The sequence below is a fragment of the Novosphingobium pentaromativorans US6-1 genome, from assembly GCF_000767465.1.
GTDB classification, from domain to species: Bacteria; Pseudomonadota; Alphaproteobacteria; order Sphingomonadales; family Sphingomonadaceae; genus Novosphingobium; species Novosphingobium pentaromativorans.
In genome coordinates this window covers 1,540,816-1,565,131 of record NZ_CP009291.1, presented here as the reverse complement: position 1 = coordinate 1,565,131, position 24,316 = coordinate 1,540,816, and the positions used below count along the sequence as shown (strand labels likewise).

At 57.8% G+C, this 24,316-nt stretch carries 11 protein-coding genes; 8 read left to right on the top strand and 3 right to left on the bottom strand.

The genetic code is table 11. The features are described from left to right. Nucleotides 1-29 precede the first annotated feature (29 nt). The 7 genes from JI59_RS07200 to JI59_RS07165 all read left to right on the top strand — a co-directional run bounded on the left by JI59_RS07200 (nucleotide 30) and on the right by JI59_RS07165 (nucleotide 19,559). Entirely contained in the window at nucleotides 30-3,329 is a 3,300-nt protein-coding gene (locus JI59_RS07200) for an STY4851/ECs_5259 family protein (protein WP_007013435.1), read from the top strand. Between the two features lie 28 nt (nucleotides 3,330-3,357). Further along, nucleotides 3,358-9,279: a DEAD/DEAH box helicase gene (locus JI59_RS07195; RefSeq protein WP_238532544.1), complete on the top strand. Its 5,922-nt coding sequence runs from the start codon at nucleotides 3,358-3,360 to the stop codon at nucleotides 9,277-9,279. Nucleotides 9,280-9,566: 287 nt separating this feature from the next. After that, nucleotides 9,567-10,738, top strand: a protein-coding gene (locus JI59_RS07185; protein WP_138921382.1) for an IS3 family transposase whose coding sequence is annotated in 2 segments (ribosomal slippage) — nucleotides 9,567-9,831 and nucleotides 9,831-10,738 — 1,173 coding nt in all. Because the reading frame shifts where the segments join, the coding sequence is not laid out codon by codon here. Between the two features lie 68 nt (nucleotides 10,739-10,806). Beyond that, nucleotides 10,807-12,849, top strand: coding sequence for a type I restriction-modification system subunit M (locus tag JI59_RS07180; RefSeq protein WP_038575733.1), 2,043 nt, complete (start codon nucleotides 10,807-10,809; stop codon nucleotides 12,847-12,849). After that, a complete protein-coding gene (locus tag JI59_RS27340; protein WP_202946090.1) occupies nucleotides 12,846-14,090 on the top strand; it encodes a restriction endonuclease subunit S in 1,245 nt (414 codons plus the stop codon). The genes JI59_RS07180 and JI59_RS27340 overlap by 4 nt, the downstream gene beginning before the upstream one ends. Continuing rightward, complete coding sequence (locus JI59_RS07170; RefSeq protein WP_007013442.1) at nucleotides 14,087-17,320, top strand: type I restriction endonuclease subunit R; 3,234 nt, start codon at nucleotides 14,087-14,089, stop codon at nucleotides 17,318-17,320. The genes JI59_RS27340 and JI59_RS07170 overlap by 4 nt, the downstream gene beginning before the upstream one ends. 91 nt (nucleotides 17,321-17,411) lie before the next feature. After that, nucleotides 17,412-19,559: a GmrSD restriction endonuclease domain-containing protein gene (locus JI59_RS07165; protein WP_007013443.1), complete on the top strand. Its 2,148-nt coding sequence runs from the start codon at nucleotides 17,412-17,414 to the stop codon at nucleotides 19,557-19,559. Between the two features lie 29 nt (nucleotides 19,560-19,588). On the opposite strand, the gene JI59_RS07160 is transcribed toward JI59_RS07165, so the two are convergent. After that, nucleotides 19,589-20,893, bottom strand: coding sequence for a type II toxin-antitoxin system HipA family toxin (locus JI59_RS07160; RefSeq protein ID WP_007013444.1), 1,305 nt, complete (start codon nucleotides 20,891-20,893; stop codon nucleotides 19,589-19,591). Then, nucleotides 20,890-21,249, bottom strand: coding sequence for a helix-turn-helix domain-containing protein (locus JI59_RS07155; protein ID WP_007013445.1), 360 nt, complete (start codon nucleotides 21,247-21,249; stop codon nucleotides 20,890-20,892). The genes JI59_RS07160 and JI59_RS07155 overlap by 4 nt, the downstream gene beginning before the upstream one ends. A 143-nt stretch (nucleotides 21,250-21,392) precedes the next feature. On the opposite strand from JI59_RS07155, the gene JI59_RS07150 reads away from it, so the two are divergent. After that, a complete protein-coding gene (locus JI59_RS07150) occupies nucleotides 21,393-21,602 on the top strand; it encodes a hypothetical protein (RefSeq protein WP_038575730.1) in 210 nt (69 codons plus the stop codon). Nucleotides 21,603-21,606: 4 nt separating this feature from the next. Here the strand turns inward: JI59_RS07150 and JI59_RS07145 are convergent, their stop codons facing one another. Next, nucleotides 21,607-24,309, bottom strand: a complete 2,703-nt coding sequence (locus tag JI59_RS07145) for a conjugal transfer protein TraG N-terminal domain-containing protein (RefSeq protein WP_007013447.1) — start codon at nucleotides 24,307-24,309, stop codon at nucleotides 21,607-21,609. Between the last annotated feature and the right edge of the window lie 7 nt (nucleotides 24,310-24,316).

The following is a 24,316-nucleotide window of genomic DNA, read 5'->3' as shown; positions in this document are numbered from 1 at the left end:
TGCGAGAGGTGCCGGGGGTGAGTGCGGGGATGGAAGGACGCGATTTCAAATCTGAAATCGACGCGGCGCAAAATGACCCGGTTCGGCTGCGCAAGATTGCCGATGACATTCACGCTAGCGGCGGCTCGCGTATCCTGATGATCCGCGCGATCCAGCTGGCCAGGGCAGCAGATAGCGGACCGCATCCTTTGGGTAAGACTTGCGGGGATCTTGGTTTACCTCGCCCCACCGGACTGCCGCTTTACCGCTACAAGCTCGCACCGGGAATTTTTCAGCGGATCGAAGCAAAGCTTGCTGCCAATCTCGCATCGGATTTGCTGCGGCCGTCGCTAGCTCCAGCTTTCGTCATGTGGGCGGCAGACTGGTTTCGGCGCTCCTACCAGGGCGGCATGCAGCGCTGGGCCGATATCGAAGCGGTTTTGAAGCTCCAACTCCCACAATCGGAATGGCGGGCACTTGCAGACCGCGGTTTCGATGCCTGGGGCGTTGAACCTCTTATCACGGCGCACGGAAACCAGCGTCTCTCCAATCTCGCGCGGCATGGGGGCTTTCCTGCAGCAGCAATCGCAGGCGGTGCGAGCTGGCCGCGTCGCTTCCTGGAGCGGGCAGTCGGTGAGCTGCTCGGGGCAGACATTCAGGACATAGCTACCGCTGTCTCGATCTGCGAACGCAACGAATATTTGCTTCCCTCAATCTGGCGCAGCCCGGAAATGCACGCAATCTGCGGTGAACTTGCCCTCAAGATCGTCGAGCTTCGTGCATTCATCGACAAGGAAGTGCCAGTTGACGGTCGCCCTTACTCGGCCCGGCTGGACCACGCTTACGAAGACTGGCGAGATGAACTGCCGATGACGCTCGACGGGGCAGCTGCGGGCCTCATCGATACGCTCCTTGAAGCCAGAAAGCTGACCGGAACAGGGAGTATCCGGGTCGGACGGTTGATGCGTTCGCAGGATGGTGAATGGCGCGAAAGCCTGGATTTCCATCTTGAAGGTCGCTGGGACGACAAGGATCGTGTGCTGTCCGCAGGTGAATATGTCCGGGTGTTTCTTCAGCCCTCGGGTGCCTTGGCGGACCGTATCTCCGGTCGGCTGGCTTACCTGGAGGTTGAATCAGGCAATTGCTGGATCGCGCGCGCTATGCGCAGCGAAGCTGCGATCGATTTTCCATTGGACCTCTCCGTCACCGCCGAATTCCATGCGCGCGGCGAAAGACTCGCTCAAAGCTTTGTCCTGCCGGGCGGCAAAGCGGTTGGACATGGACTGCGGATATTCGAGCAGCGGACCGGAGACACCGAGCTAGGCGCGTTTTCCCTTATCGGTCAGGGGTCGGGCGGTTATCGCGCCGAACCAGTCTTTGTCGATATTCCGCACGATTGGATGCTTCGCGGCAAGGACGGCAATACAGAGATCGAAGCCGAGGACTTCGCCTTTGCACCTGGTCGTTCGCTCTACCGCTGTGCTGGCCAGATCATCGCCGAGAAGCCCAATGGCGACGCATTTCTGGTGCGGACGGGACAGAGTGCAGATCGTAAGGATCGCCTGACCATAGTCGCCCAAGAGGCGACCGGTGTGCAGGCACCCGGCGGCGAACGGTTGATCAAACATCCGCTGCATGCAGAAGTCGAAGACGGGGTTTCCCGGCGCACTGCAACGCGTGGAGAGGTCGGCTGGCGGTTTGCAGGGGAAAGCACCTGGCGCGATGATCTTGTCAACGCGGGTCCTGGGCATTGCGAGTTCGCCTGGCTCGATGGAGCGACCAAGCATGTTCGGGACCGGACGAATGCACTGGTTCTGCCGGCTGAATTCGCACTCAGCCAGCGGATCAATGCGGCCCATGCGGAAATCCTTTTGGAAGGTTGGACCGGAGAAGCGGTGCTCAGCGATGAAACGCCGATTGCAGACCGTCGCTGGCGGGTGCGTATCGATCCGCCCCGTCGCGCGCTGCTCGGCTTGCGCCTCACCCCCGACCATGGCTCCACCTTCGAACTCAATGTGCCATTGCGATCGAAAGAATGGCTGACGACCTGGGATGGCGAACTTTTCAGGCGCGAAGCTGTCCTAGGTCTTGCCGATCTTCGTGACACCGTTGCCCGTGCACCGGGCCGTGCGATGCTGATGGGCGAAGTTGCCCATCACGCTGGAGCGTCGCTTGAGGCGAGTTGGAAGGTCGATGTCGAACTTGGCCTGTCGGCTCTGCGGAACGACATTGCCGCCTTGATGCGGCCGCTCGGCATCGATGCCCAGGTCCGGCTCGACTTTCACAACGGCAGCAATGACAACTGGTACGTCACGGAATTCGGCAATTCTCTTGAGTGGGAACCTTCGGGAGGGCTGCGTCCAAAGACGGCCATTGTCGGCGAGGATGTCCGCGTTGGCGGCCGCTTTCTTGGAGCTCCCGAGAAAGAAGTGGATTTCGGTCCGTTTGACGGATTGCTTGGCGGCCTCGGAGGGCAATTGATTCAGCTGCCACGATTGCGCGGTCCATGGCTCGTCTATCTGCGCGAAGGTGCTCGCGTCCTCACGAGGCCAAAGTTTATCGACGGCGATCCGGTTCACGACGTGCCGCAACACAGGCTCGGCCGGGCCATGGCACAGCCTCTTTTGCAAGCGCGCGAGGACCTCGTGAGGCTGGCGGAGGAACTCGCTGCCGAGCCCATGTCTTCCGAAGCGACCCAGACCATTCGTGCAGTCATGGACTTGGCGCTGTCGCTCAATGGCTTGCCTCCGCAAACCTTCGAAATCTTCAGCAAGTTTGAGATTGCCGGTCCGCTTGCGCCGCTCCTTCTTTATCGCTGCGAGGAGCAACACCTCTCGACGATCCTAGAGCTGTTTGACGGCCTGTGCTCAAGCTGGTCCCTTTTGCCGATCAAGGCCTGGGACACTGCCTTTCAGGCTCAAGGTAATTATCTGGTCAGCCGGCTCGATGACCCTCAGTGGGCGTTGGCAAACATCACGGAACGTCAGAACGAGATCGCGGCGCGTGCGCCGCAGCTTGCACCCCTCATTTGCCGGGACTTCTCGCCGTTGAGCTGGGAAGAGCTTCGCAACCACTTCACGAGCCATACGAGCGAGGGCATCAATATGGATGCCGGCGGCTTCAACCCTTTTCGGCCTGCTTTCAGCGAGCTACTGCCAAGAGAGAACTTCGTCGAAGCGCTGATGCGGGTCTTCGATGCTCCTTTCGCCGCTGCTCTGTCCGCTACCGGACGTGCTTCTCTTGAGAAGGAGCAGGTCCTGACCGTCAAGGACGTCGAACGACGTCACCCCGACTACTTTGCCAAAGCCTTTGGCTATGCCCTTTCGGAGCTCAAGAATGGCCGCCAGTGATCCCCTCCCTACATCCCGATTGTCGCCGATGGAGGTACACCAGCGGCTGAGGACTGGGCTCGCCGAAGCGGTGGTCTCGCGGGCGGGTATCCGGCACGAAGGGCTCAACGCTTTTCTCCGGAGCACGCTTGCCGGTACGGACCCAGCAAACGGTAGCCTCCTTTCCGAACAGCTTTTTCAGGCTGCTCCCGGCTATGTATCCTCAGGAAAGAGCCCCAACCAACTTCAAGCGCTGCTGCATCAGCGCACGATCGACGCGATCACCCAAACGTCGGATACTGATCTACGCTTCGATTACCCCGCCTACGCGCACCAGCTGTCGACGTGGGAACTGCTCAGCACGCAAGAGCCGCAATCGGTTCTGGTTTCGAGCGGCACGGGGTCGGGAAAGACCGAATGCTTCCTGGTTCCAATGCTCGATGATCTGGTCCGGGAGTCCGCAGAGCAAGGTCCTCTGACAGGGGTTCGGGCGCTCATGCTCTATCCGCTGAACGCACTTATCGCGAGCCAGGAGAAGCGCCTTACAGCCTGGACCAAGCCGCTTCGCGGCGATGTCCGCTTTGCCCTCTACAACGGATTGATGGGAACGGCGCGAAAGTCCAATCGCGACAAGGCCGAGCACGAGATACCGCATCAGGTTCTTTACCGCGAAACCCTCCGGGCCAACCCACCGCCGATCCTTGTTACCAACCAGACGATGCTCGAATACATGACGATCCGGCGCGAGGATCGTCCGATCCTCGACGCATCAAAAGGCAAGCTGCGCTGGATCGTTATTGACGAAGCGCACAGTTACATCGGCTCGGCAGCGGCGGAGCTCTCGCTCCTGCTTCGCCGGGTGATGAACGCATTCGATGTGACGCCGGATCAGGTCCGCTTCGTTGCGACGTCGGCGACCATCGGCTCTGCTGACGACCAGAAGGCCCGCGACGACCTTCAGAGATTCCTTGCCGACATTGCTGGCGTTCCGCTTGAGCGGGCGCATGTCGTTGTGGGAAAGCCTCAGCCGGTCGACCTCTCGAAGGTCCTTACAGCGTCCGATGATCCGGCAGCTTCGTCGGTTGCCGAGAGGCTGGAAGGCGAGCCTCAGACCCTGGCTTCGCTTAAGGCGCTCTCGCCCGACGCCGAAAGGATTTTGCTCGATCTGTCTGCCCATAATGCCAGCGAAGCGAAGCCTGTCCTACCGATGCGAGCGCACAGCTTCACGCGGGCAATTGCCGGGCTCTGGACCTGCATCAATGCCGACTGCCCGGGCGAGATGCGGCCCAAGGATTGGCCATTTGGCGCTGTGCTCTTCGACCATCGGGATCAATGTCCGCATTGCCAATCGATGGTGTTCGAAATTCAGAACTGCCTCGATTGTGGCGAGCCCTTCCTCCCGGCCGATGACATGGGCGACAGGATCGTACCGCGGCGAAGTGATCATGATGCAGATGAGTTTCGCGAAAATAGCTATCGTGATCGCGATCATGATGATGACGATGAAGAAGATGAGCACGAGGGGATCGGCCATCCGCGGCTGATTGCCATTAATCCGAAATCCGAAGCTACCGCGACCGCTTTCGATGTATCCAGCGGCGAGTTCACTGGCGAGGCAGGGCATTTTCATCTGACCCAGCTGGACGAAGGACGTTGCCCGGCCTGTCTCGGAAACAAGCGGCGCGGGCGACCGGCGGTCTTTCCCTTTCGCTTTGGCACACCATTCCTCACCCAGAATGCGGCACCGATCCTCCTTGAGGGTGTGTCGCCACATCAGGCGGAACACGCCCTGCCGTTCGATGGCCGTCAGCTGATCAGCTTTTCAGACAGCAGGCAGGGAACAGCTCGCTTCGCTGCCAATATTGAAACCAACGGTGAGCGGGGCTTTGTCCGCGGCTTTATCTACCATGCCGTCCAGAAGGCTGCCCAGGGTAGCGACCTGACCGATGAGCGCAGGGAAGAGCTGCTCAAAAAGAAGGCTGCTCTAGCGAACCTCGTGGCAGACATGCCTGCGTTCAAGGATGATATCGCCAAGATTGACGCGGAGCTCGCGGGTGGCGCGACAACCGGAATATCCTGGAAGGACCTCGTATCCGGGCTCGCTTCTGAGCCAGCCATTGGCATGATGGCCAAGGTCTGGGACCTCGATCGCAGCGAACGTTTTCACGATAACCGGGAAGCGCTGGCGCGCTTCATGCTCTTGCGCGAACTTGCCCGTCGTCCGCGCAATGCCAATGCGATGGAGACGCTTGGCCTGGCACGGCTCCGTTTCCCGGATATCGAGCGGATTGGCCCGGATAAGCTACCTGAGCTTATCGGCCAGAAGGGCTATTCAATCGAAGATTGGCGCGGCTTCCTCTACTACATGGTCGACTATCTTCGCGGCCAGTTTGCCCTTGAAGTGGACGACGGTGATGCGCGTTGGATGCCTGGGCGCGCGCGGCCTCGCAATGTGATTGGGCCCGACCAGCCCCCTGGCGCCAAGCGCGACGTCTCCTGGCCTTTGGTCAACACTAAGGGGCGTCAGCCCGACTCCATCCTTCTCTTGGCGTCAGCTCTGAACCTTGACCTTACTTCTCAGCGCGACCGCCATGAAATCAATCAGGTCATGCATGCCGCCTGGAATCAGCTGACTCCCCTTCTTTCGGGTGTTGGTGGTACATTCAGCCTGCGGCTCGAGCAGAAGGCCGAGATCGAGGCGGTCGATCGAGCTTGGCAATGCCCCCTAACGCGTCGCGTTCTACCGCGACTTGTATTTGGCAGGTCACCCAATCTTGTTGGGTCTGGAAGCAAGATCGACGGCAAAGCGGTCTTGCCGGTTGAGTTTTCTAATGTCCCACGCACGCGACCACTCTCGTTAGCCGATAAAAAGGAGATCAGGGGTTGGCTGGTTGAGGACAAGCAAGTCCAAGCCCTTCGACAGTTGCACCTTTGGACCGATCTTCACGATCAGGCCGCGCTCGCCACGCCTTATCTGCGGGCCGAGGAACACAGTGCCCAGCAGCCCCCGCACCGACTCCGGGAGTTCGAGGAGCAATTCAAGGAAGGCGATATCAACCTACTTGCCTGCTCGACCACCATGGAAATGGGTGTCGACATCGGTTCGATCGAAGCAGTGCTGATGACCAATGTTCCACCCTCGATCGCCAACTACAATCAGCGGGCCGGTCGCGCTGGGCGCCGCGGACAGGGCTTTTCGACAAGTCTCACAATTGCCCGCAATACACCTCTCGATCTTGAAACGTTTGCCGATCCTGCGGGCTATTTGCGCCGTAAACTCGCCTCGCCGCGCGTATCGCTTGATTCAGATCGGATCGCACAGCGTCATGCGAACGCCTATCTGCTCGCCCAATGGTTTCGCGAGGTTGAGGGGGAGTTTGCCCGGACCAAGACCGGGGATTTCTTCGGCTGTCGCGCTGACCTTCGTCCTTTCGAAGGTCTCGCTCCCGTGGATGCCTTTTGCGAATGGCTCGATCTACCAACTACGGCATCCGCAACCGAACAAGGTTTGCTGCGGCTCCTCAGGGGGACAGGTCTCGAATACGACACCGAAATCCGGGGGCATGCGGCGGAGATGTTTGAGCAGGAAGCTGCGAATTTCCGTCGTACATGGCAGCGCCTAAAGGAAGACTTGGACGCGCTCGAAGGGCCGGCAAAGAAGGCGATCGAGTTTCAGGCACGGCGCTTGTGCAAGGAGTTCCTCTTGAAGGAGCTTGCCAATCGCTCGCTTATCCCTGGAAGCGGTTTTCCGACATCGGTTGTTCCGTTCGATACCCTATGCGCCGAGACGCAGAAGGCGCAGGAGCGCAATCGTCCGGAAGAGGAAGGCGCGCGTGATCGGCGCTATGAATGCCCGACGCGCAACGCCGATATCGCCATCCGAGAGTATGCCCCAGGGGCAGAGGTCGTTGTAGACGGGCTGGTTTGGAAATCGGCCGGGGTCACCCTCAACTGGCTTAGCCCGATCGACAGTGGCCAGCGTGAGCCGCAGAACCTTCGTTGGGCCTGGTGGTGCGACCATTGTGGTGGGGCGGGCAGCGATCACCAGATGCCTGACCAGTGTGCCCATTGCGGCGAGCGCAGCATTACCATTGAGCAGTTTCTTGAACCGGCCGGGTTCCGCGTCGACTGGAACGCGCAGCCGCATGCCGACACCGATCAGGCTGTCTATATCGAACCCAAGTCTCCGAAGGTCAGTGTCGGTGATGCCCTTTGGCAACCCATGCTGCAGCCTGAAACCGGTCGGATCCGGGCTTCGCATGAAGGTTACATCTACCATCATTCGCGTGGACCCAACGACCAGGGTTACGAGATTTGCCTGGAGTGCGGACGGGCCGGGGATGCAGGGACCGACGCTCTCAAAGACCATTGGCCGCTTACGCCGAGGAACCGAAAGGCGATAGACCGCTGTCCGGGCAATGACGAAGGTTATGCGATCACGAGTGCTCTAGCGCTGGGCCATGAAGTTCTAACCGATGTGGTTGAGCTGCAATTGCCTGGGCTGGAAAGTGACGGCGCGGCCTGGGCGCTTGGGGCAGCCTTGCGCGAGAGTCTTGCACGCTGGCTTGGAATCGAGCCGCGCGAGCTTGGAATTTCCGTGGCAGCTCGAGACGGCAAGCTCGGTCGCAGAGTGCCGTCGGTCTACCTCTTCGATGAGGCATCTGGAGGTGCCGGATACGCTCCGAGACTTCTCGATGACATCCATCATGTCTTCGAACGGGCGGCCCGTGTCCTCGATTGCCCCAAGGAATGCGAAATGGGGTGTTCGGCCTGCGTCCTTGCTGCCGATCTCTACAAGCAGCAGGGGCGTCTCGACCGGCGGTCTGCTCTCCTCGCGGTTCAGGCATTTCTCGAGACAAATGCTGAACTGCCGCAGGAGGACCGTGCGGTCCCTGATGCTAGGGCAATCAATGACGCGGCGAACACACTCCTTTTGAGAGCGCGAAGTGGAGACAGCATCTCCGTCTTGTTACCTACCGTGTTCGACCTGGCAGAGCTGACCTCAACCAAGATGCGCACGTTCTTTTCTGCCGCCTCTGCCCGCGGCGTTCCGGTGACACTCGTGCTTGATCCGAGTTCCTTTAATAAGCTCGAAGAGGTCGAACGGCGCTTTTTGCGCGATGCCTCTGTGCGGTTCGAATTCTCTTTGGCCCTGGGCAAAGGAGAAGACGCACCCTTCGAGAGCAAACCCCTGGCCGAATTGATCTCGTCTGATCGTACCACAGGGTTCTTCTCACGCGATGCGAACGCGGCGCAGCCGGGGGAGCGATGGGGTCTGGGTGATACGCATGCTGTCGTTGCCGGTACTCTCAGCGGCCCCACCGCCTACAACCCGATCAACCCGGATGATCTGGAGCGACAGGTTGCGGCTGGTGATCAGGTCGAGCTGATGCAAGGTTTTGGGCAATGCCCGGTTGGCCAGTTTGGCAAACGCTTTGGCTCGAAACTGAAGCAGCAGATGGAAGCGGCTGGTGTTTGGAGCCCTGGCAGTCTTGTGCGGATCACCTACGCCGACCGCTATCTCAATGCGCCTCTACCCATGCTCCTATTTCTGCGCACGTGCGAAGCTCTATCCTCTGACCTGAAGGCGGATAGCCCAGTTGAAGTCGATATCCTGGTCCAGCCACTGAAGAAGGATCGGCCACCCCATCGGATCTTCCATGACTGGGAGTATGAAGACGACCGAGCGGAAGTAGCAGAGCTATTGGGCGAAAGGTTTGGCCTCGATGTCGACCTCCAGGTCACGGAGAATTCGGACCACGGCCGCAAGCTCGAGCTTGAATACGCCGATGGTCAAAAGGTCCTCGTGCTGCTCGACCAAGGGTTTGGATATTGGCGCATAGCGGGTAGCCCGCCGCGCCATGACTTTCGCTCGGCACCCGCTGCGCAGGCGAGTGAACTTTTGCGTTCATCGGCTGCGGTTTCGGGTGTGGGAGAGAGCTACTACGCAGTGAAAAGAAGTGCGAAGTGAGCCTTGTTAGTCTCTCCGCGTCGTCGCATTGGTCAAGTCTAATGGCAATGACACACAGAGTGCTCGCTTGGATCAACTGCCACAAGCGCGACGCCTTTAATCTTGAAGCCCACCAGGGCAGTGGGGCGGATCGGACGGCTGCGAGCTACGGCAAGGATGTATTTGATTTTGTCTGTCAGTCCGCGAGCGCTCGCGTGTAAGAACCAATCAGAACGAGACCTGTGAGGTGGTGCCGGTTTTCTGGACAGGGTGTTAAGCTACTCCCGACCTGATGGATTGGTACGGGAATGAAGACGACGAGGAAGCGCTACAGCGCTGATTTTAAGGCCAAGGTCGCGCTGGAAGCGATCCGGGGCGATCTGACGCTGGCGGAGCTGGCAGCCAAGCATGGCGTGCACCACACGATGATCGCGTCGTGGAAGCGGCAGGCCATCGAGGGCATGGCAGGCACGTTCTCCGGGGCTGGCGATGTGGCCAAGGCCGTCAGCGAGAGCGAGGTGGAAAAGCTGCATGCCAAGATCGGGCAATTGGTCGTCGAGCGGGATTTTTTAGCGAAAGCCTTCGGTCGATGAGCGTGGACCGGAGGCGGGCGATGGTCGAATCTGCTCACCACCGCCTGTCGATTACGGCGCAGTGCCGCCTGCTGCGCATCAGCCGCTCGTCGTATTACTACGCACCGGTGCCGGAAACGGACGAGACGCTGGCGCTGATGACGGTGATCGACGCGACGTTCCTGGACTGCCCGTGGTACGGCAGCCGCCAGATGGCGCGGCACCTGCGGCGTGCCGGGCACGAGGTCGGTCGCCGTCGGGTGCGTCGCCTGATGGCGAAGATGGGGCTGACGCCGATCTACCAGCGGCCCCGCACGAGCGATCCGCACCCGCAGCACCGGGTCTATCCGTATCTACTGCGCAAGCTGGCGATTGAACGGCCCAATCACGTGTGGTGCGCCGACGTGACGTACATCCCGATGCGCCGTGGCTTCCTCTATCTGGTAGCAATCATGGACTGGGCGACCCGCAAGGTGCTCGCCTGGCGGCTGTCGAACACGATGGACGCCGGCTTCTGTGTCGCGGCGCTGGAAGAGGCGTTGGCCCGGTTCGGCAAGCCAGAAATCTTCAACACGGACCAGGGCAGCCAGTTCACCAGCTACGCCTTCACCAGCGTGCTGCGTGACGCCGAGGTCCGCATCAGCATGGATGGCCGGGGCCGGTGGATGGACAACGTCTTCATCGAACGCCTCTGGCGATCCCTGAAGTACGAGTGCGTTTATCTCCACGCCTTCGAGACCGGCTCGGAGCTGCGGGCTGGCCTTGGCCGGTGGATCACCTATTACAACACCCAGCGTCCGCACTCGGGACTAGCCGGGAGAACCCCGGTCGAGGCCTATCGGCGCATCGGGCAATCAGGTCATGGGGGGCATGCCCCCCATGACCTGATGATCAAACAGGCGGCATGAACGACAACCGGGATTAGCTTAACTCAGCCGCCAAACTGTCCAAGAAGGCGGGACCACTTCACTGAGCATTGAACACACAAACATCAACCACGGCAAAAGCCAACAACACCCACACGTCACTCGCTGACTTCATTTGGAAGAATGCGGATGATCTTTGGGGTAACTTCAAGCACGTCGATTTCGGCAAGATCATTCTTCCCTTCACTCTTCTTCGACGCCTGGAATGTGTTCTCGAGCCCACTCGGGAAGAAGCCGCCAAGATGCACAAAATGGCCATCGAAAACGGTCTCGATGTCGACGTCATCCTCCGTCAGGCAACTGGCTACCCGTTCTACAACACATCAAGCTACAGCCTCGAAACATTGGGGGCTGGCCGCACACGTCAGAACCTTGAAGACTATATCGCGAAGTTCTCCGGCAACGCGCGGGTAATCTTCGAGCAATTTGATTTCATCAATACAATCAGTCAGATGGACAAGAAGGGCGTTCTCTACAAGATCTGCCAGAACTTCGCTGCCATCGACCTGCATCCCGACGCCGTTCCAGAGCGGACCATGTCCAATGTCTATGAACACCTGATCCGCCGGTTCGGGGCCGAGGTGAACGAGGCGGCCGAGGATTTCATGACGCCCCGCGACGTTGTTCACTTGGGCATCGAGCTTTTGCTCGAACCGGATGATCAAATGTTTATCGACAACCCCGGCATCATCCGCACGCTCTATGACCCAACAATCGGCACCGGCGGCTTTATCTCCGACGGCATGGAGCACGTGCAGTCACTGCAGGATCGCTATGGCACCGCCCCGACCCTTGTGCCCTATGGCCAGGAATTAGAATCCGAAACTCACGCTGTCTGTCTAGCGAGCATGCTTCTGAAGACTCTCAAGTCCGACCCCGGTCGCGACCTGTCCCAGAACATCAAGCTTGGCAGTACGCTCTCAGCCGACAAATTCCGCCATGAGAAATTCCACTACTGCGTCTCTAATCCGCCGTTCGGCAAGAAATGGGAAATGGACCAAGCCGAAGTCTTGCGCGAACACCGCGACCAGAAATTCGAGGGTCGTTTCGGCCCCAAGCTGCCGCGTGTCAGCGATGGCTCGATGCTGTTCCTGTTGCACCTGCTCAGCAAACTCGAAGACCCTGAGAAGGGCGGTGGGCGGGCGGCGATCGTGTTGTCGGGCTCTCCCCTTTTTAACGGCAGCGCCGGTCAGGGTGAATCCGAAATCCGCCGTCATCTTCTTTACCAAGACGTGGTTGAGGCAATCATTGCCCTGCCGACCGAGATCTTCTTCCGCACGGGGATCGGCACTTACATCTGGGTTCTCTCCAACCGCAAGTCAGAGGAGCGGCAGGGTAAGGTTCAGCTGATCGACGCGACAGGGATGTTTGAGCCGCTGCGCAAGAGTGAGGGCAACAAACGGCGCAAAATCGGGGACGATCAAATCCGCGATATTGTGCAACTCTACGCCGACTTCGAACCGACGAAAAAAAGCCTAATCGTCGGCGCAGAGGACTTTGGCTATCGCAGAATTAGGGTGCTGCGCCCCTTGCGCCACAAGATCGTCGTGTCAGACACAGGGTTAGAGGCGCTGGGAGAACACAAGGCTTGGGAAAAGCGCACCGACGATCAGCGGGAACGCTGGCGCGCCGTGTTGTCGAAGCACACGGGCGTCGATCATGATTGGCACTGGATCGAAAGCTTTTCCAAAGCTGCCGCGAAAAAGGACGCTAAGCTGGGAAAAGCTGACATGGCGCTAATCAAGGCCTTTCAAAAAGCGTTTGCCGTACGGGATGAAGATCTTGACCCAGTGAAAGATAAGAAGGGGAACCTGATCCCCGACGATGAGCTGACCGATTACGAAAACGTGCCCATGGGTACCGATATCCATGACTACCTCGAAACCGAGGTAACGCCCCACGCCCATGATGCCTATATCGACGAGGCCTACGTCGACGAATCCGATGGCGACATCGGGATTGTTGGCTATGAGATAAACTTCAATCGCTATTTCTACGAATATGTACCCCCGCGTGATCTGGATGAGATCGACGTGGAGCTAAAGGCCATTGAAGCGTCTATTGCCAAAGTTTTGAATGAAGTGACCGAATGATGCGCCTCAAATTCGCGATCACTTTATCACCACCCACGAATATCAACCGTTTGCCACCCGATTCACCTGTAACCTTCGCGCCCATGGAGGCAATACAGGATGGTTTGGGTGGCCTAGATACTTCGAAAACCGCCCCGCTCGCTGAACTAAAGGCGGGAAGCTACAACCTATTTTCCAACGGGGACGTGCTCTTGGCGAAGGTCACACCTTGCTTCGAGAATGGGAAGAAGTGCCTCGCCCACGACCTGACGGGCGGCATTGGTTACGCAACCTCAGAAGTCCACGTGATGAGGCCGAAACAGGAGAAAATTTCGCCGCGATTCTTGATGTACTTGCTCTCATCCGACCAATTTAGGACCGAGGGTATCATAAGTATGACTGGCTCGGGTGGCTTGAAGCGGGTTAGTGCAGAAGCTGTCCTCAATCATCGCATTGTTATAGAGGATGTTGCCAAGCAATCTGTCATTGCTGATTATCTCGACGGTGAGACCCGCCGAATTGATGAGTTGATTAAGAAAAAGACGCGCTTCATTGCGCTGCTTAGAGAAAAGCGTGCGGCCGTCATTGATCATGCCGTGACCAAGGGTATTGATCGAACCGTCGAAATGAAACCTTCGGGGGTCGATTGGCTTGGCGATATTCCAGTGCACTGGGAGACAATTCCTCCAAACGTCCTGTTCAAAGAAAGTAAAGAGCGCGCCCATGAAGGCGATCAACTGATGTCGGCCACACAGAAATACGGAGTTATCCCGTTGGCCGATTTTGAAGCTCTAGAACAGCGCCAAGTCACAATGGCTCAAACGAACCTGGATAAACGGAAGCACGTTGAAGTTGGCGATTTTGTCATCAGCATGCGCAGCATGGATGGTGGGCTTGAAAGAGCGCGTGGTGTCGGAAGTGTCCGGTCTTCGTATTCTGTGCTGAAAAGCGGCCCAGAGGTCGATGGCCGCTTTTTCGGATACCTCTTGAAATCAAGCCTCTACATTCAGGCCCTTCGCCTTACGACCAGCTTCATTCGTGACGGACAGGATATGAACTTCAGTCATTTCAAGAAGGTCCGGTTGCCTCGAATCCCGATGGCAGAGCAGAGCAGAATTGCAGATAACATCGAACACGAGACAGATCGCATCGACGACTTGTTAGAGAAAACAGAGCGCTCCATCGCCCTTTTGAAAGAAAAACGCGCGGCGCTCATTACGGCGGCGGTGACCGGCAAGATTGATGTGAAGGCCGCAGCATGAGCGATTTGCACCACGAAAAACACCTGGAAGCTTATGTCGTAAAAAAACTGACGGAACAGGGTTGGCTGCTCGGCGACACCAAAGGCTTTAATCAGGATACCGCCGTCTACACCGAGGATGTGGAGGCCTGGATTAAACAGACCCAAGGCTCCAAATGGGACAAGCTCGTCGCCCTCAATGGCAAGCGCGCCGGCGAAACGCTGCTCTCCCGTCTTGATGCGGCTTTGGCAAAACACGGTACCATCCAGGTTCTGCGTCGTGGCTTTTCCATTGCGGGCTGCGGGCAGATCGACATGTCCGAGGCTGCACCCGAGGACCAGCGCAACGAGACAATCCTCGAACGCTATGCCGCCAACCGACTGCGTGTGGTGCCGCAGCTGAAGTACCATCCCGGTCGCGAGCTTGCGATCGATCTAGGGCTATTCATCAACGGGCTGCCCGTTGCGACCGTCGAACTCAAGACTGATTTCACCCAGTCCGCCGAAAGCGCGCGCGAGCAATATAAGCGCGACCGCCTGCCCGAAGACCCCGCCACCGGGCGCAAGCACCCGCTGCTCACATTCAAGCGCGGTGCCATCGTGCATTTCGCGATGTCCGATAGTGAGATTTGGATGGCCACGAAGCTGGCGGGAGAGAATACCTATTTTCTGCCCTTCAACCGCGGCCATGACGGCAAAGGTGGCAATCCCCCTCGAGATGACGGCGAATACCCTGTCGCCTATTTCTGGGAAGAGATTTGCCAGCCAAATGCCTTCCTCCGGATCTTCCATAGCTTCGTCTATGTCGAGAAGAAGGATGTGGTGGACCTGAAGGGCAATTGGTCCGTCAAGGAGACGCTCATCTTCCCGCGCTTCCACCAGCATGACGCGGTCAACAAGATGATCGCAGATGCCAAGGAGAAGGGACCTGGCCAAGCTTACCTCTGCGAACACAGTGCAGGTTCGGGCAAGACATCTACGATAGCCTGGACAGCGCATGACCTGACCAAACTGCGCCATGACGACGGCAAGGCAGTCTTTGACACGGTGGTCATCGTGACAGACCGGACTGTGCTGGATGGCCAGCTACAAGACGCCGTCCAGCAGATCGACCACCGCAAGGGCATGATCGCTGCGATTGATCGAGAGACAAGCTCCAAGACGAAGACCGCGCAGCTGACGGAAGCCATGCTGAAGGGCGTCCCGATTATTGTCGTGACTCTCCAAACCTTCCCGCATGCGATGGAAGCGATCCTGACGGAAACATCGTTGAAGGACCGCAGCTTTGCCGTGATCATCGATGAGGCGCATACCTCGCAAACCGGCAGCACAGCCTCGAAGCTGCAAGCGACCCTCGCACTCTCGTCGGCAAAAGACACCGCAAATATGACGGTCGAAGAGCTTTTGACCGAGATCCAGAAAAGCCGCGCCCGCCCGAAAAACTTGTCCCATTTCGCGTTTACTGCGACGCCAAAGCACTCGACCTTGATGCTGTTCGGACGGCCGGAAGACCCATCGCGACCGGCGGCCCCAGATAACCTGCCGCGTGCCTTCCATAAATACGAGATGCGCCAAGCCATCGATGAGGGTTTCATCCTCGACGTGCTAAAGGGCTATGTATCGTACAAGACGGCCTTCAATCTGGGGAAAGAACTAGAAGACAAGAAGCGCGTGGACGGCAAGGCAGCCAAACGGGCGCTCGCCAAATGGATGAGCCTGCATCCCACGAACGTCACCCAAAAGGTGCAGTTCATCATGGAGCACTTCCGGCACAACGTATCACCTCTCCTTGATGGAAAAGCGAAGGCAATGGTGGTGACGAGCTCGCGTGCAGCAGCTGTTCGCTACAAGAAATCTTTCGATGCCTTTGTCGCGGCCAATCCTCAATACAAAGACGTTCGCGCGCTCATCGCTTTCTCGGGGAAGCTCAGCGGCAAGGATGTCATGCATTCCGACGATGCACAAATTGCTGGTGAGCTGTTCATATGTGACGAGGATGCGGAATTCACCGAAAGCAACATGAACACGGGCGTTCAGGTCAAAGACCTTCGAATCGCATTTGATCGTCCAGAATTCAGGGTCATGTTGGTGGCCAACAAATTTCAGACGGGTTTCGATCAGCCGAAGCTTGTCGCCATGTATGTCGACAAGAAGATCGCGAACGAAGTTGAGATCGTTCAAACGCTGTCGCGCCTCAATCGCACATTCCCAGGAAAAGAAGAGACCTTCGTTGTAGACTTCGTGAACGACCCAGAAGCAATCCGAGCGGCCTTCAAGAAATACGATTCAGGCGCGCAAATCACCGAAGTTCAAGATCCCAACGTAATCTACGATTTGAAGGACGCACTCGACGCGCAGGGTCTTTACTCGGATCAAGACATCGAAGCCTTCAAGATAGCTCGCTTCGAAACGGCCAAGACTTTCGACACCGGAAAAGAAGATCACCATAAGGCGATGTTTGCGGCCACCCAAAGGCCAACCGACAGGTTTAACGCTCGCCTCAAAATGCTGCGTGAGGAAGCCGAGCGGTGCGAATCTGAATTTCAGAAGGCAACCGAAGCGGGAGATGATGCCGCCGCGAAGAAAGCCGAGCATGAAAGGGTGCAAGTAGAAGAAGGCATTGGCAGCTTGCTGGAGTTCAAATCGGGCCTGTCGAGAATCTCCAGAACATACACGTACATTGCTCAACTGCTGGACCTCGGGGATCCCAGCGTGGAGAATTTTGCGGCTTTCACAAAACTTCTCGCAAACCGCCTTAATGGCGTTCCCCCTGAGCACGTCGACTTAAGAGGTATTTCCCTAACGGGCTACGACATCAAAAAGAATGATGCACAAAGCGAAAGCGGAGATGATCCCGATCCGAATTTAAAGCCCGTGGGAGCCGGTGGATCGAAATCGCCAGGGAAACTTCCTGTCTACCTTCAAGAGCTTATCGAACGACTGAACGGTATCTTTGGCGAAGCTGCTCCGATCAAGGATCAAGCGAGCTTCGTGAACCAAATCGCGTCGATCACTCGCGAAAACAGTATCGTGAGGGCCCAGGTCAAGGAAAACTCCAAAGAGCAGGCTTTGAAAGGAAGCCTTCCAGGAGCGGTTCAAGGAGCGGTGGTGCGTGCGATGGGCTCAAACAATGCTCTGGCCACGCATCTCCTCAAAGAGGACAGGCAGGGCCTAGGTATCCTTACCAACCTTATTTACGATCTGATCAAAGAGGGCAGAGACATCGATCTTGGAGACCTCGATGGTGCATGAACCGCACAAAAGCTCTGAATAAAACGTCCGGATGGTCAGGCAGTTGGAGCCTGATAAGAAATACAGTGTGTTGGGAATTTAGGAACACTAGATGAAGATTTCTCAGGCCCTAGACAAAATCGACGAGAAGCAGCTCTTTGTGCCGGCCTTCCAACGCGAGTACGTTTGGAAGCGCGACGATGCGAAGCAGTTGGTAGACTCCCTTATCAAGGAATATCCAACGGGGACGATGCTGACCTGGGAGACCAACAACCCTCCCGAATTGAAGGGGCCTCACAAATACGATGAGAAGCAGGGCGCTGTAAGGATCCTTCTGGACGGGCAGCAGCGGCTGACAACCTTGTACATGCTCATTCGCGGTGGTTTGCCACCCTACTATACTGCTCCGGAAATTCTCAACGACACGCGCGGCCTTTATGTGAATGTCGAGACCAGAGAGCTGGAGTACTACAAGAAGCTCAAGATGGAGAACGACCCGCGCTGGCAGAATCTGACCGATATTTTTCAGCGCAAGATCCGAGCTAAGGATGTCGTCCGCGCTTTGGAAGACAAGGGCGAAGAGGTGTCCCGCGAACGCGACGATCTGATCGACGACAACGTGAAATCCATCGAGAACATCCTTGACCGGGAGTTCCCCGAGCAAACGATACCGGTGAAGGCGACAATTCGCGAAGCGATCGACATCTTCTATAAGGTCAATGCGAGCGGCGTCTCGTTGACCGAGGCCGAATTGGCTCTAGCCCAGATTTCAGGTTATTGGCCTCAGGCGCGTGACACGTTCAAGGCAAAATTGACCGAACTCGAAGGCAGGGGTTACGTCTTCAAACTTGATTTTGTCGTCTACGCCCTGCTCGCCTGTTTGCACCATTCCGGTTCGAATATGCGACTTCTGCATGACCAGGCCAATGATGCGCCCATCCGGGCGGCTTGGAAGAAGCTCGAAGAGCAAACTCTCGATTACGTTGCCAATATCATGCAGTCCCATGCATTCGTCGATCATACGGACGAAATCAACTCGGTGTATGCACTGATACCGATTATTGCTTATTGCTATCAACAGGATAGCCATCTCTCGGAGATGCAGATTAAGAAGCTGGTCAAGTGGTTCTACTATTCCCAGATCCGCTATCGCTACATCTCTCAGCTGCCCCAGAAGCTCGATCGAGATCTCCGCGTGATCAAGGAATCCGATCAACCATTCGATGAGCTGCTGCAGGTCATAAAGGACGAACGGCCCCTAGAGATTGTCGCCGACGAGTTCGTTGGGCGCGCGATATCGCATCCCCTATTTCCGATGATGCGATGGTACTTCAAGAGTCAGGGCGCAACTTGTCTGACGACAGGAGTCAAATTGGCTCAACCCATGGGAAAGAAGTATCAGCTCGAAAACGATCACATTTTCCCGTTCTCGAAACTGCGCGACGCTGGGTACGGCAAAGAGAACCGTTTGAAGTATTCTCTCGCACAAGAGATCACCAATCGCGCCATTCTCACACAGATCGCCAATCGGGCGAAGAGTGCTACGAACGCAGAAGATTATCTTGCAGAAATCGACGATAAGAATCCGGATGCGCTAGCCAAGCAATGCATCCCTTCAGATCCAGAGCTCTGGAAAATCGAGAATTACGAGAGCTTTCTCCACGCTAGGCGAACGATGCTGGCGAATGCATTGAATGGGTTCTTGAGCTCGATCACCGAAACCAAAGAGGCGGAGGCACCCATCACACTGGCTGAGATGATTGCCGAGGGTGAAAGCGAAGAGTTGGAGTTCAAGCAAACTTTGCGTTGGGATATCAAGGAAGCCAAGGTCAACAAGGGTCTCGAGCAGGTCGTTGTCAAAACTATTGCCGCATTTGCCAATAGTTATGGTGGCGGCACACTGCTCATCGGCGTTTCCGATGTCGGTGAAGCAGTCGGTCTGGATCATGATTATGCGTCGCTGGGCGATGCTGACAAAGACCGGTTTGAAATTCACCTGCGCAACCTTTTTGCCGATGCATTCGGGCAAAATTTCACCGCTTCGAAACTGAAGATTGCATTCCCCGAAGTGGAGGGCAGCGAAATTTGTCAGATTGATGTTAGGCCAGCCGATGCTGCGGTGGTCATCAGCGTTGCAGACAAGAACGGGTTAAAATCCGAAAAGCTGTACGTTCGGAGTGGCAACTCTTCACCGGAAATGCCCATGAGCGAAGTGCAGGCCTTCCTTGGAAAGCGCTTTGGTTCAACCGCTTTGCTTTAGGCGCGCAAACCATTCGGGGCAGGATCAGCTCATCTCAGAGGAATGTCGCGGAAGCCGTTCTGAGCCTTGAGTGCCATTTTTGGGGGAACACCGGCAGTTCGCGTCAACTCGCTCCACTTCGCGAGGGCTGAACGAATGTCTGAGGCGATGGATTTGATTTCGGCTGTCTTGAGATCGGCAAATTTCCCGAATTCTAGAAGATCGTCGAACTCGAAACCGTCCGTTTTGCCGGCCAGAGACATCTGGTGCTCGTTGGTCCAGTCCCCGTCAGGATTGTAGGCGTAGACGACATCGAATGCGGGCGAGAGGCTCCAGTGACCCGAGCTATCCATGAGGAAGGCGATGTTCTTGGTGTGGTCGTCCTGGTTGCGAATGAAGACATTGAGCAGCGCGCGGCGCACCTGCTCCTTGATCGCTTCGCGTCCGAGACCGAGCATGCGGATGGTCTCGATCGCCTGCTCGTAGCTATAGGCCCGAGCGAGGTTGAAATCGAAATGGCGCATCGCGCAAAGCGACTGCATGTGGAGCTTCTTGCCGTCAGGCGTGCGGTCGAAGCGCTGGGTCATGAAATGCGCCCGCCCACCTTCTTCGTGCAGGCGAGAGCGAGCCATGTCGATGCCAGCCTCTCGGGCTAGCAGATAGCAGGCGTACTCAAGCCGGCCGAAGCCCATCGGGTCGGCAAGTTCCTTGTCAGCATTGCCCGACACGCCGTCGAACTTGACCAGCCATTGCGTGTAGCCGGGCCCTGCAGTCAGCTGCCCTGAATGGAATTCTCCGGTCTCCTCATTCCAGGCGAGGACGGCCTTGGCCCGGGCGCCACCAGCAGAGGTGCCGACGCGCAAGATCTCTTGAAGTGCACGATGATCATCTTCACCCTTGAGCACACCGGCCAGTTCTTCACGCGCGGCAATGACCCTGTTGGCGAGCTCGACAAGCGGAGCGATATCGACCGGCCGGCCCTGTTCACGGCGCTCACCGGTAGCGGGCTCGAATTCGAGCGCGCCCATGCCTCGGCGACCGGTATAGCAAAGGCGCTCGACCGGATCGAAGCTGTCGGCTGTGCGGCCCTGCTCGGCAAGCCAACGGTTGATCAGGGCGTTACCAAACTTGTCGGGTAGGCTGTCGGCCAGCATGCCCGGAAGCCCTTTGAAGGTCTCGTAATTCAGCGCGGGAAAGTCGTAGACGCCACTTCGCAGGGGCATTGTGAGCGGGGCGACTTCGATACCGCTGCGGCTGAATTCCGGAGTGTATTCGAAAACCCCGACATCGCGATCCTCATCCCACAGGACGGCGCCGATCTGACGGCCCCAGAGATTGACTACGGCACGCGTCATGGGGCCTCGTTACCCCAGCTCCATTCCTCGCCAGCCTCACCTTCAGAAGACTTGCGCACCCTTTGCCGCGCCTTGCCGGTGTCGGACCGGGGATCGAGCGGGCTCAGCTTGGCGTCCGGCATGACATCCAGAAGGCGGTCTTCAATTTCAAGCGCACGCATGATCCTGGCAAGGCTATCGATGGTCCCGCCATTGCCGGCTTCCAGGCGGGCGAGCGTTGAACGCGAGATGCCAGCCATTTCCGCAAGCTCGGCCTGCTTGAGATTGCGTGATATGCGATATGCTTCGATCTGCTTCCCGAGGTCGGATAGCAGTACCGAGAGAGGGCGCAGATCTGGTGAGTCATAATGTGGCATTATCGAGACATTATCTCCAATATGGAGCGTTGTGTAGCGATTTTGCGTCTTTACATGAAGGCACTTAATGTGTCAATATCGAGACCTAAATTTGCTTATCACCGATAATGCATCAAAATTGCTACTTTATGTAGGTCGGAGTGATGAAAATGAAAGACGAGAAAGGTCACAACGACAAGAGTGACTGGAAGGGCCTACGAGAGATCGACCGCGCCATCTCCGAAAATCGCCTCACGTCCTACTCATGGAAGAAGGCCTGGGCCGACCCATGGGGGCGGGTTGGCTTCATTGCATTCGCGATCCTTCTCATAGCATTCATCATCTATGTGGTGATCTACGACTTGGTGCTTTGACCACCTACCATTCCTTTACGTCGTCGGCAGCTTCCTCGCTTGCGCCCGTGGCGCCCTGCGTTTGGCGGTCCAGGTAACCTCGAACGGTACCAATCCTTCCACGACCCTGCTGGCGAACCCGCTCGACCTCATCCGTGATGTCAGACCGATCAGGAGCATTGGGCAGTGAGGGACCACCCGCAGAACCTACAGCTCCCCTAGCTCGCACCTGCCCAGCACTCCCGATCCCGGGGCGGCTGACAGGAGCGAAGTCCGGCAATGAAAGGTCGGCTTCGATGTCGTCCTGCAGCCGATCAGCATAGCTTTCGACAAACCGAGATTGCAGCTGCTGGCCGCGCGCGCTCATCTGAAACTCGATGTCGTCGAAGCGCACCGGCCCGTAATAGTCGCGATTGGCTTCCATCTCGGCCATGCCCCATTCGCGATAGGCCTGGCTCAAGTTCAGCGTGCCTGCGGCGCTGTTGGCCTCGTACCAGCTGGCCTGATTCTCGAGGCGACTGGCCATCTCTTCGGCCCGACGCGCCTCTCGTGTATAGCTATCGGCTTCGGTCAGCGATCGACCGAGACCCGACGAGCTGGTCGATACCTGTGATACCGAGCTTGAGCTCGTCTCGCGCAGAAAGCCTTCACGCGTATTCGACCAGTTGCGGCTATCCGAAAGCTGCCGCAGCGTACCCATGATCCTGCCGCGATCTTCCGAGGCGATCCCGATATCGCTATCCGTCCAAGTCTGATTGCGACCACCCCGCAAACCAGCAGACGCCTGTACCGGCCCCCTTTCTCCCTTCAGACCAATTCCAGCGTCCCCATTCAAGAACCAAGACACGGTAATGTCGTCGGAGGCGCGCCGGGAAAGGCCGAACTGCTGCTGGAGCGTCCTCGAGGCATTGTCGACTTCGCTGAATGCCGTGCCGATGCTGTCGTTCGTACCAACGCCGCTAACCGTATCGGAGCTCTGACCCTGGCTGTAGGCGTCGCGAATCTCGCTGAACCGGGTGAGCGCAGAGCTCGTCGATTGCTGAGCGAGGTTGGCATAGGTCTCGCTCTGCGTCCGGCTCTGGCTCGCCATCGTTCCGAGGCGGCCGGTGAAGTCCTGCCCGAGAGTCGGTGTGAACGGATAGCTTGAATTCGGGACAGCAGCGAACTCTCCATCGGGGAAGCTGGTAGTCTGCGTACCGCTGTCGCTGAAACCACGCGTCTGCGTGGCGCCATAGGCAATGTTGGGAGCAAGATTGCCTTGGGCAAACTGGCGGGAAAACACCGTCGAATTGTCGATGTTCGAATTGCCAAGCGAGACATTGCCGGTGCTCGCCTCGCGCGAGGCTTCCTCGGCTGCGTTCTGACTCGGGTTGAGATAGCTCGTTGCCTGGCCCGAAATCGCCAGCGCACCACGCGCCACCCCGCCGGCAAGGAACGGGATCGAGGCGACAAGATAGCCCGCCAGGATGCCGATATCGCTGTTGACGTCGCTCATGCCGGCAAAGGTCGCGAGGCTGAGGCCGGTGCTGCCGCCAGCGGCGGCGACATCGCCTGCGCCTTTGAACATCAGGATCATGTGCAGGATGACGAAGAGCGGTCCCCACGCCGCAAGGTAGAAGAAGCCGGTGACGTAACCTCTCAATGCAATGGGTCCGGTCCGCGGCATCAGGAACAGCGGAAACAGGACAGGGAACAGCGCGTAGAACACTACCGTCAGCACGACATTGAGGATCGGGACCCATTTCATCGCGTTGTGCGCGATCGAGGAATAGGTCCGCTCGGTCTGAATATCGGCCCGGGTCTGCGCAAAGACGTCGATACTGCCCGTTCCGCTCGCACCTGCAAAGCCGTGCATGGCCTGGTTCATGGCATTGATCGTAAGCACCTGGCGGAAAATGTCGCTCGCGCTGCGCGAGATGCCGGTGAGATACTGATAGGCAATCGGGAGATCGGCCATGAGCTTGGCCTTGGCGAGTGCTTCGGTCTGGCGCGGATAAAGCTGACGCCCTGCGACAAGCGTCATCTCGTCAATGAGGCTCGCCCATTGCCCCGACAGCGCGGTGTAGGCTTCGCGGCAAGTGATGATCGAGGCCGTCACGCTGTCGTCGGCCTGCCGGGTCAGGAATTTCTGCGCGCGCGCCGCGCTGCCCGGTGCGATCGTCGTCCAGATGTCATCGCTCTCGGACAGCTCCTTCATCGAGTAGCGGCCGAGAAGCAGATCGTAGAACACGCATTGCCGGACATGCTCATCGAAGTTCGCAGCGAACTCCGGATCGGAAATGCGCAAGCTCCGCGTCGATTCAAGCAGCCGCGCGCCATAGATCATGCCGTTCTTCGAGTAGTTGAGGTCGTCCGGCAGGCCGAAGACGAGCTCGGCCGAGCGGGTCAGATAGTCTCCCGCCTGGCTGGTGAAGCTCGCCATAAGGGCCAGCCCGAGCGGGACATTGGCCACCGTTGCTGGTGCAAGGCTGGGATTGACCCGGTCTGTCACATGGACGTCCATGCGCGGCACCATCAGGCACATGTAGATGAGCGTCGCACCGAGGAACCAGTTGAGCCAGGCACGCCAGTCCTGGTTGAACGCGACCACTATGACCGCGAGCACCATGCCCATCACCAGCGCGACTTGGATCAGGCTCTTGTAGCCGCCCGCACCGGTCCAGGCGGCAACGGCGTTGAGGACATTGACGATATACTCGCCGCCGCCGACCGTGAAAATCTCGACCATGCTGCCT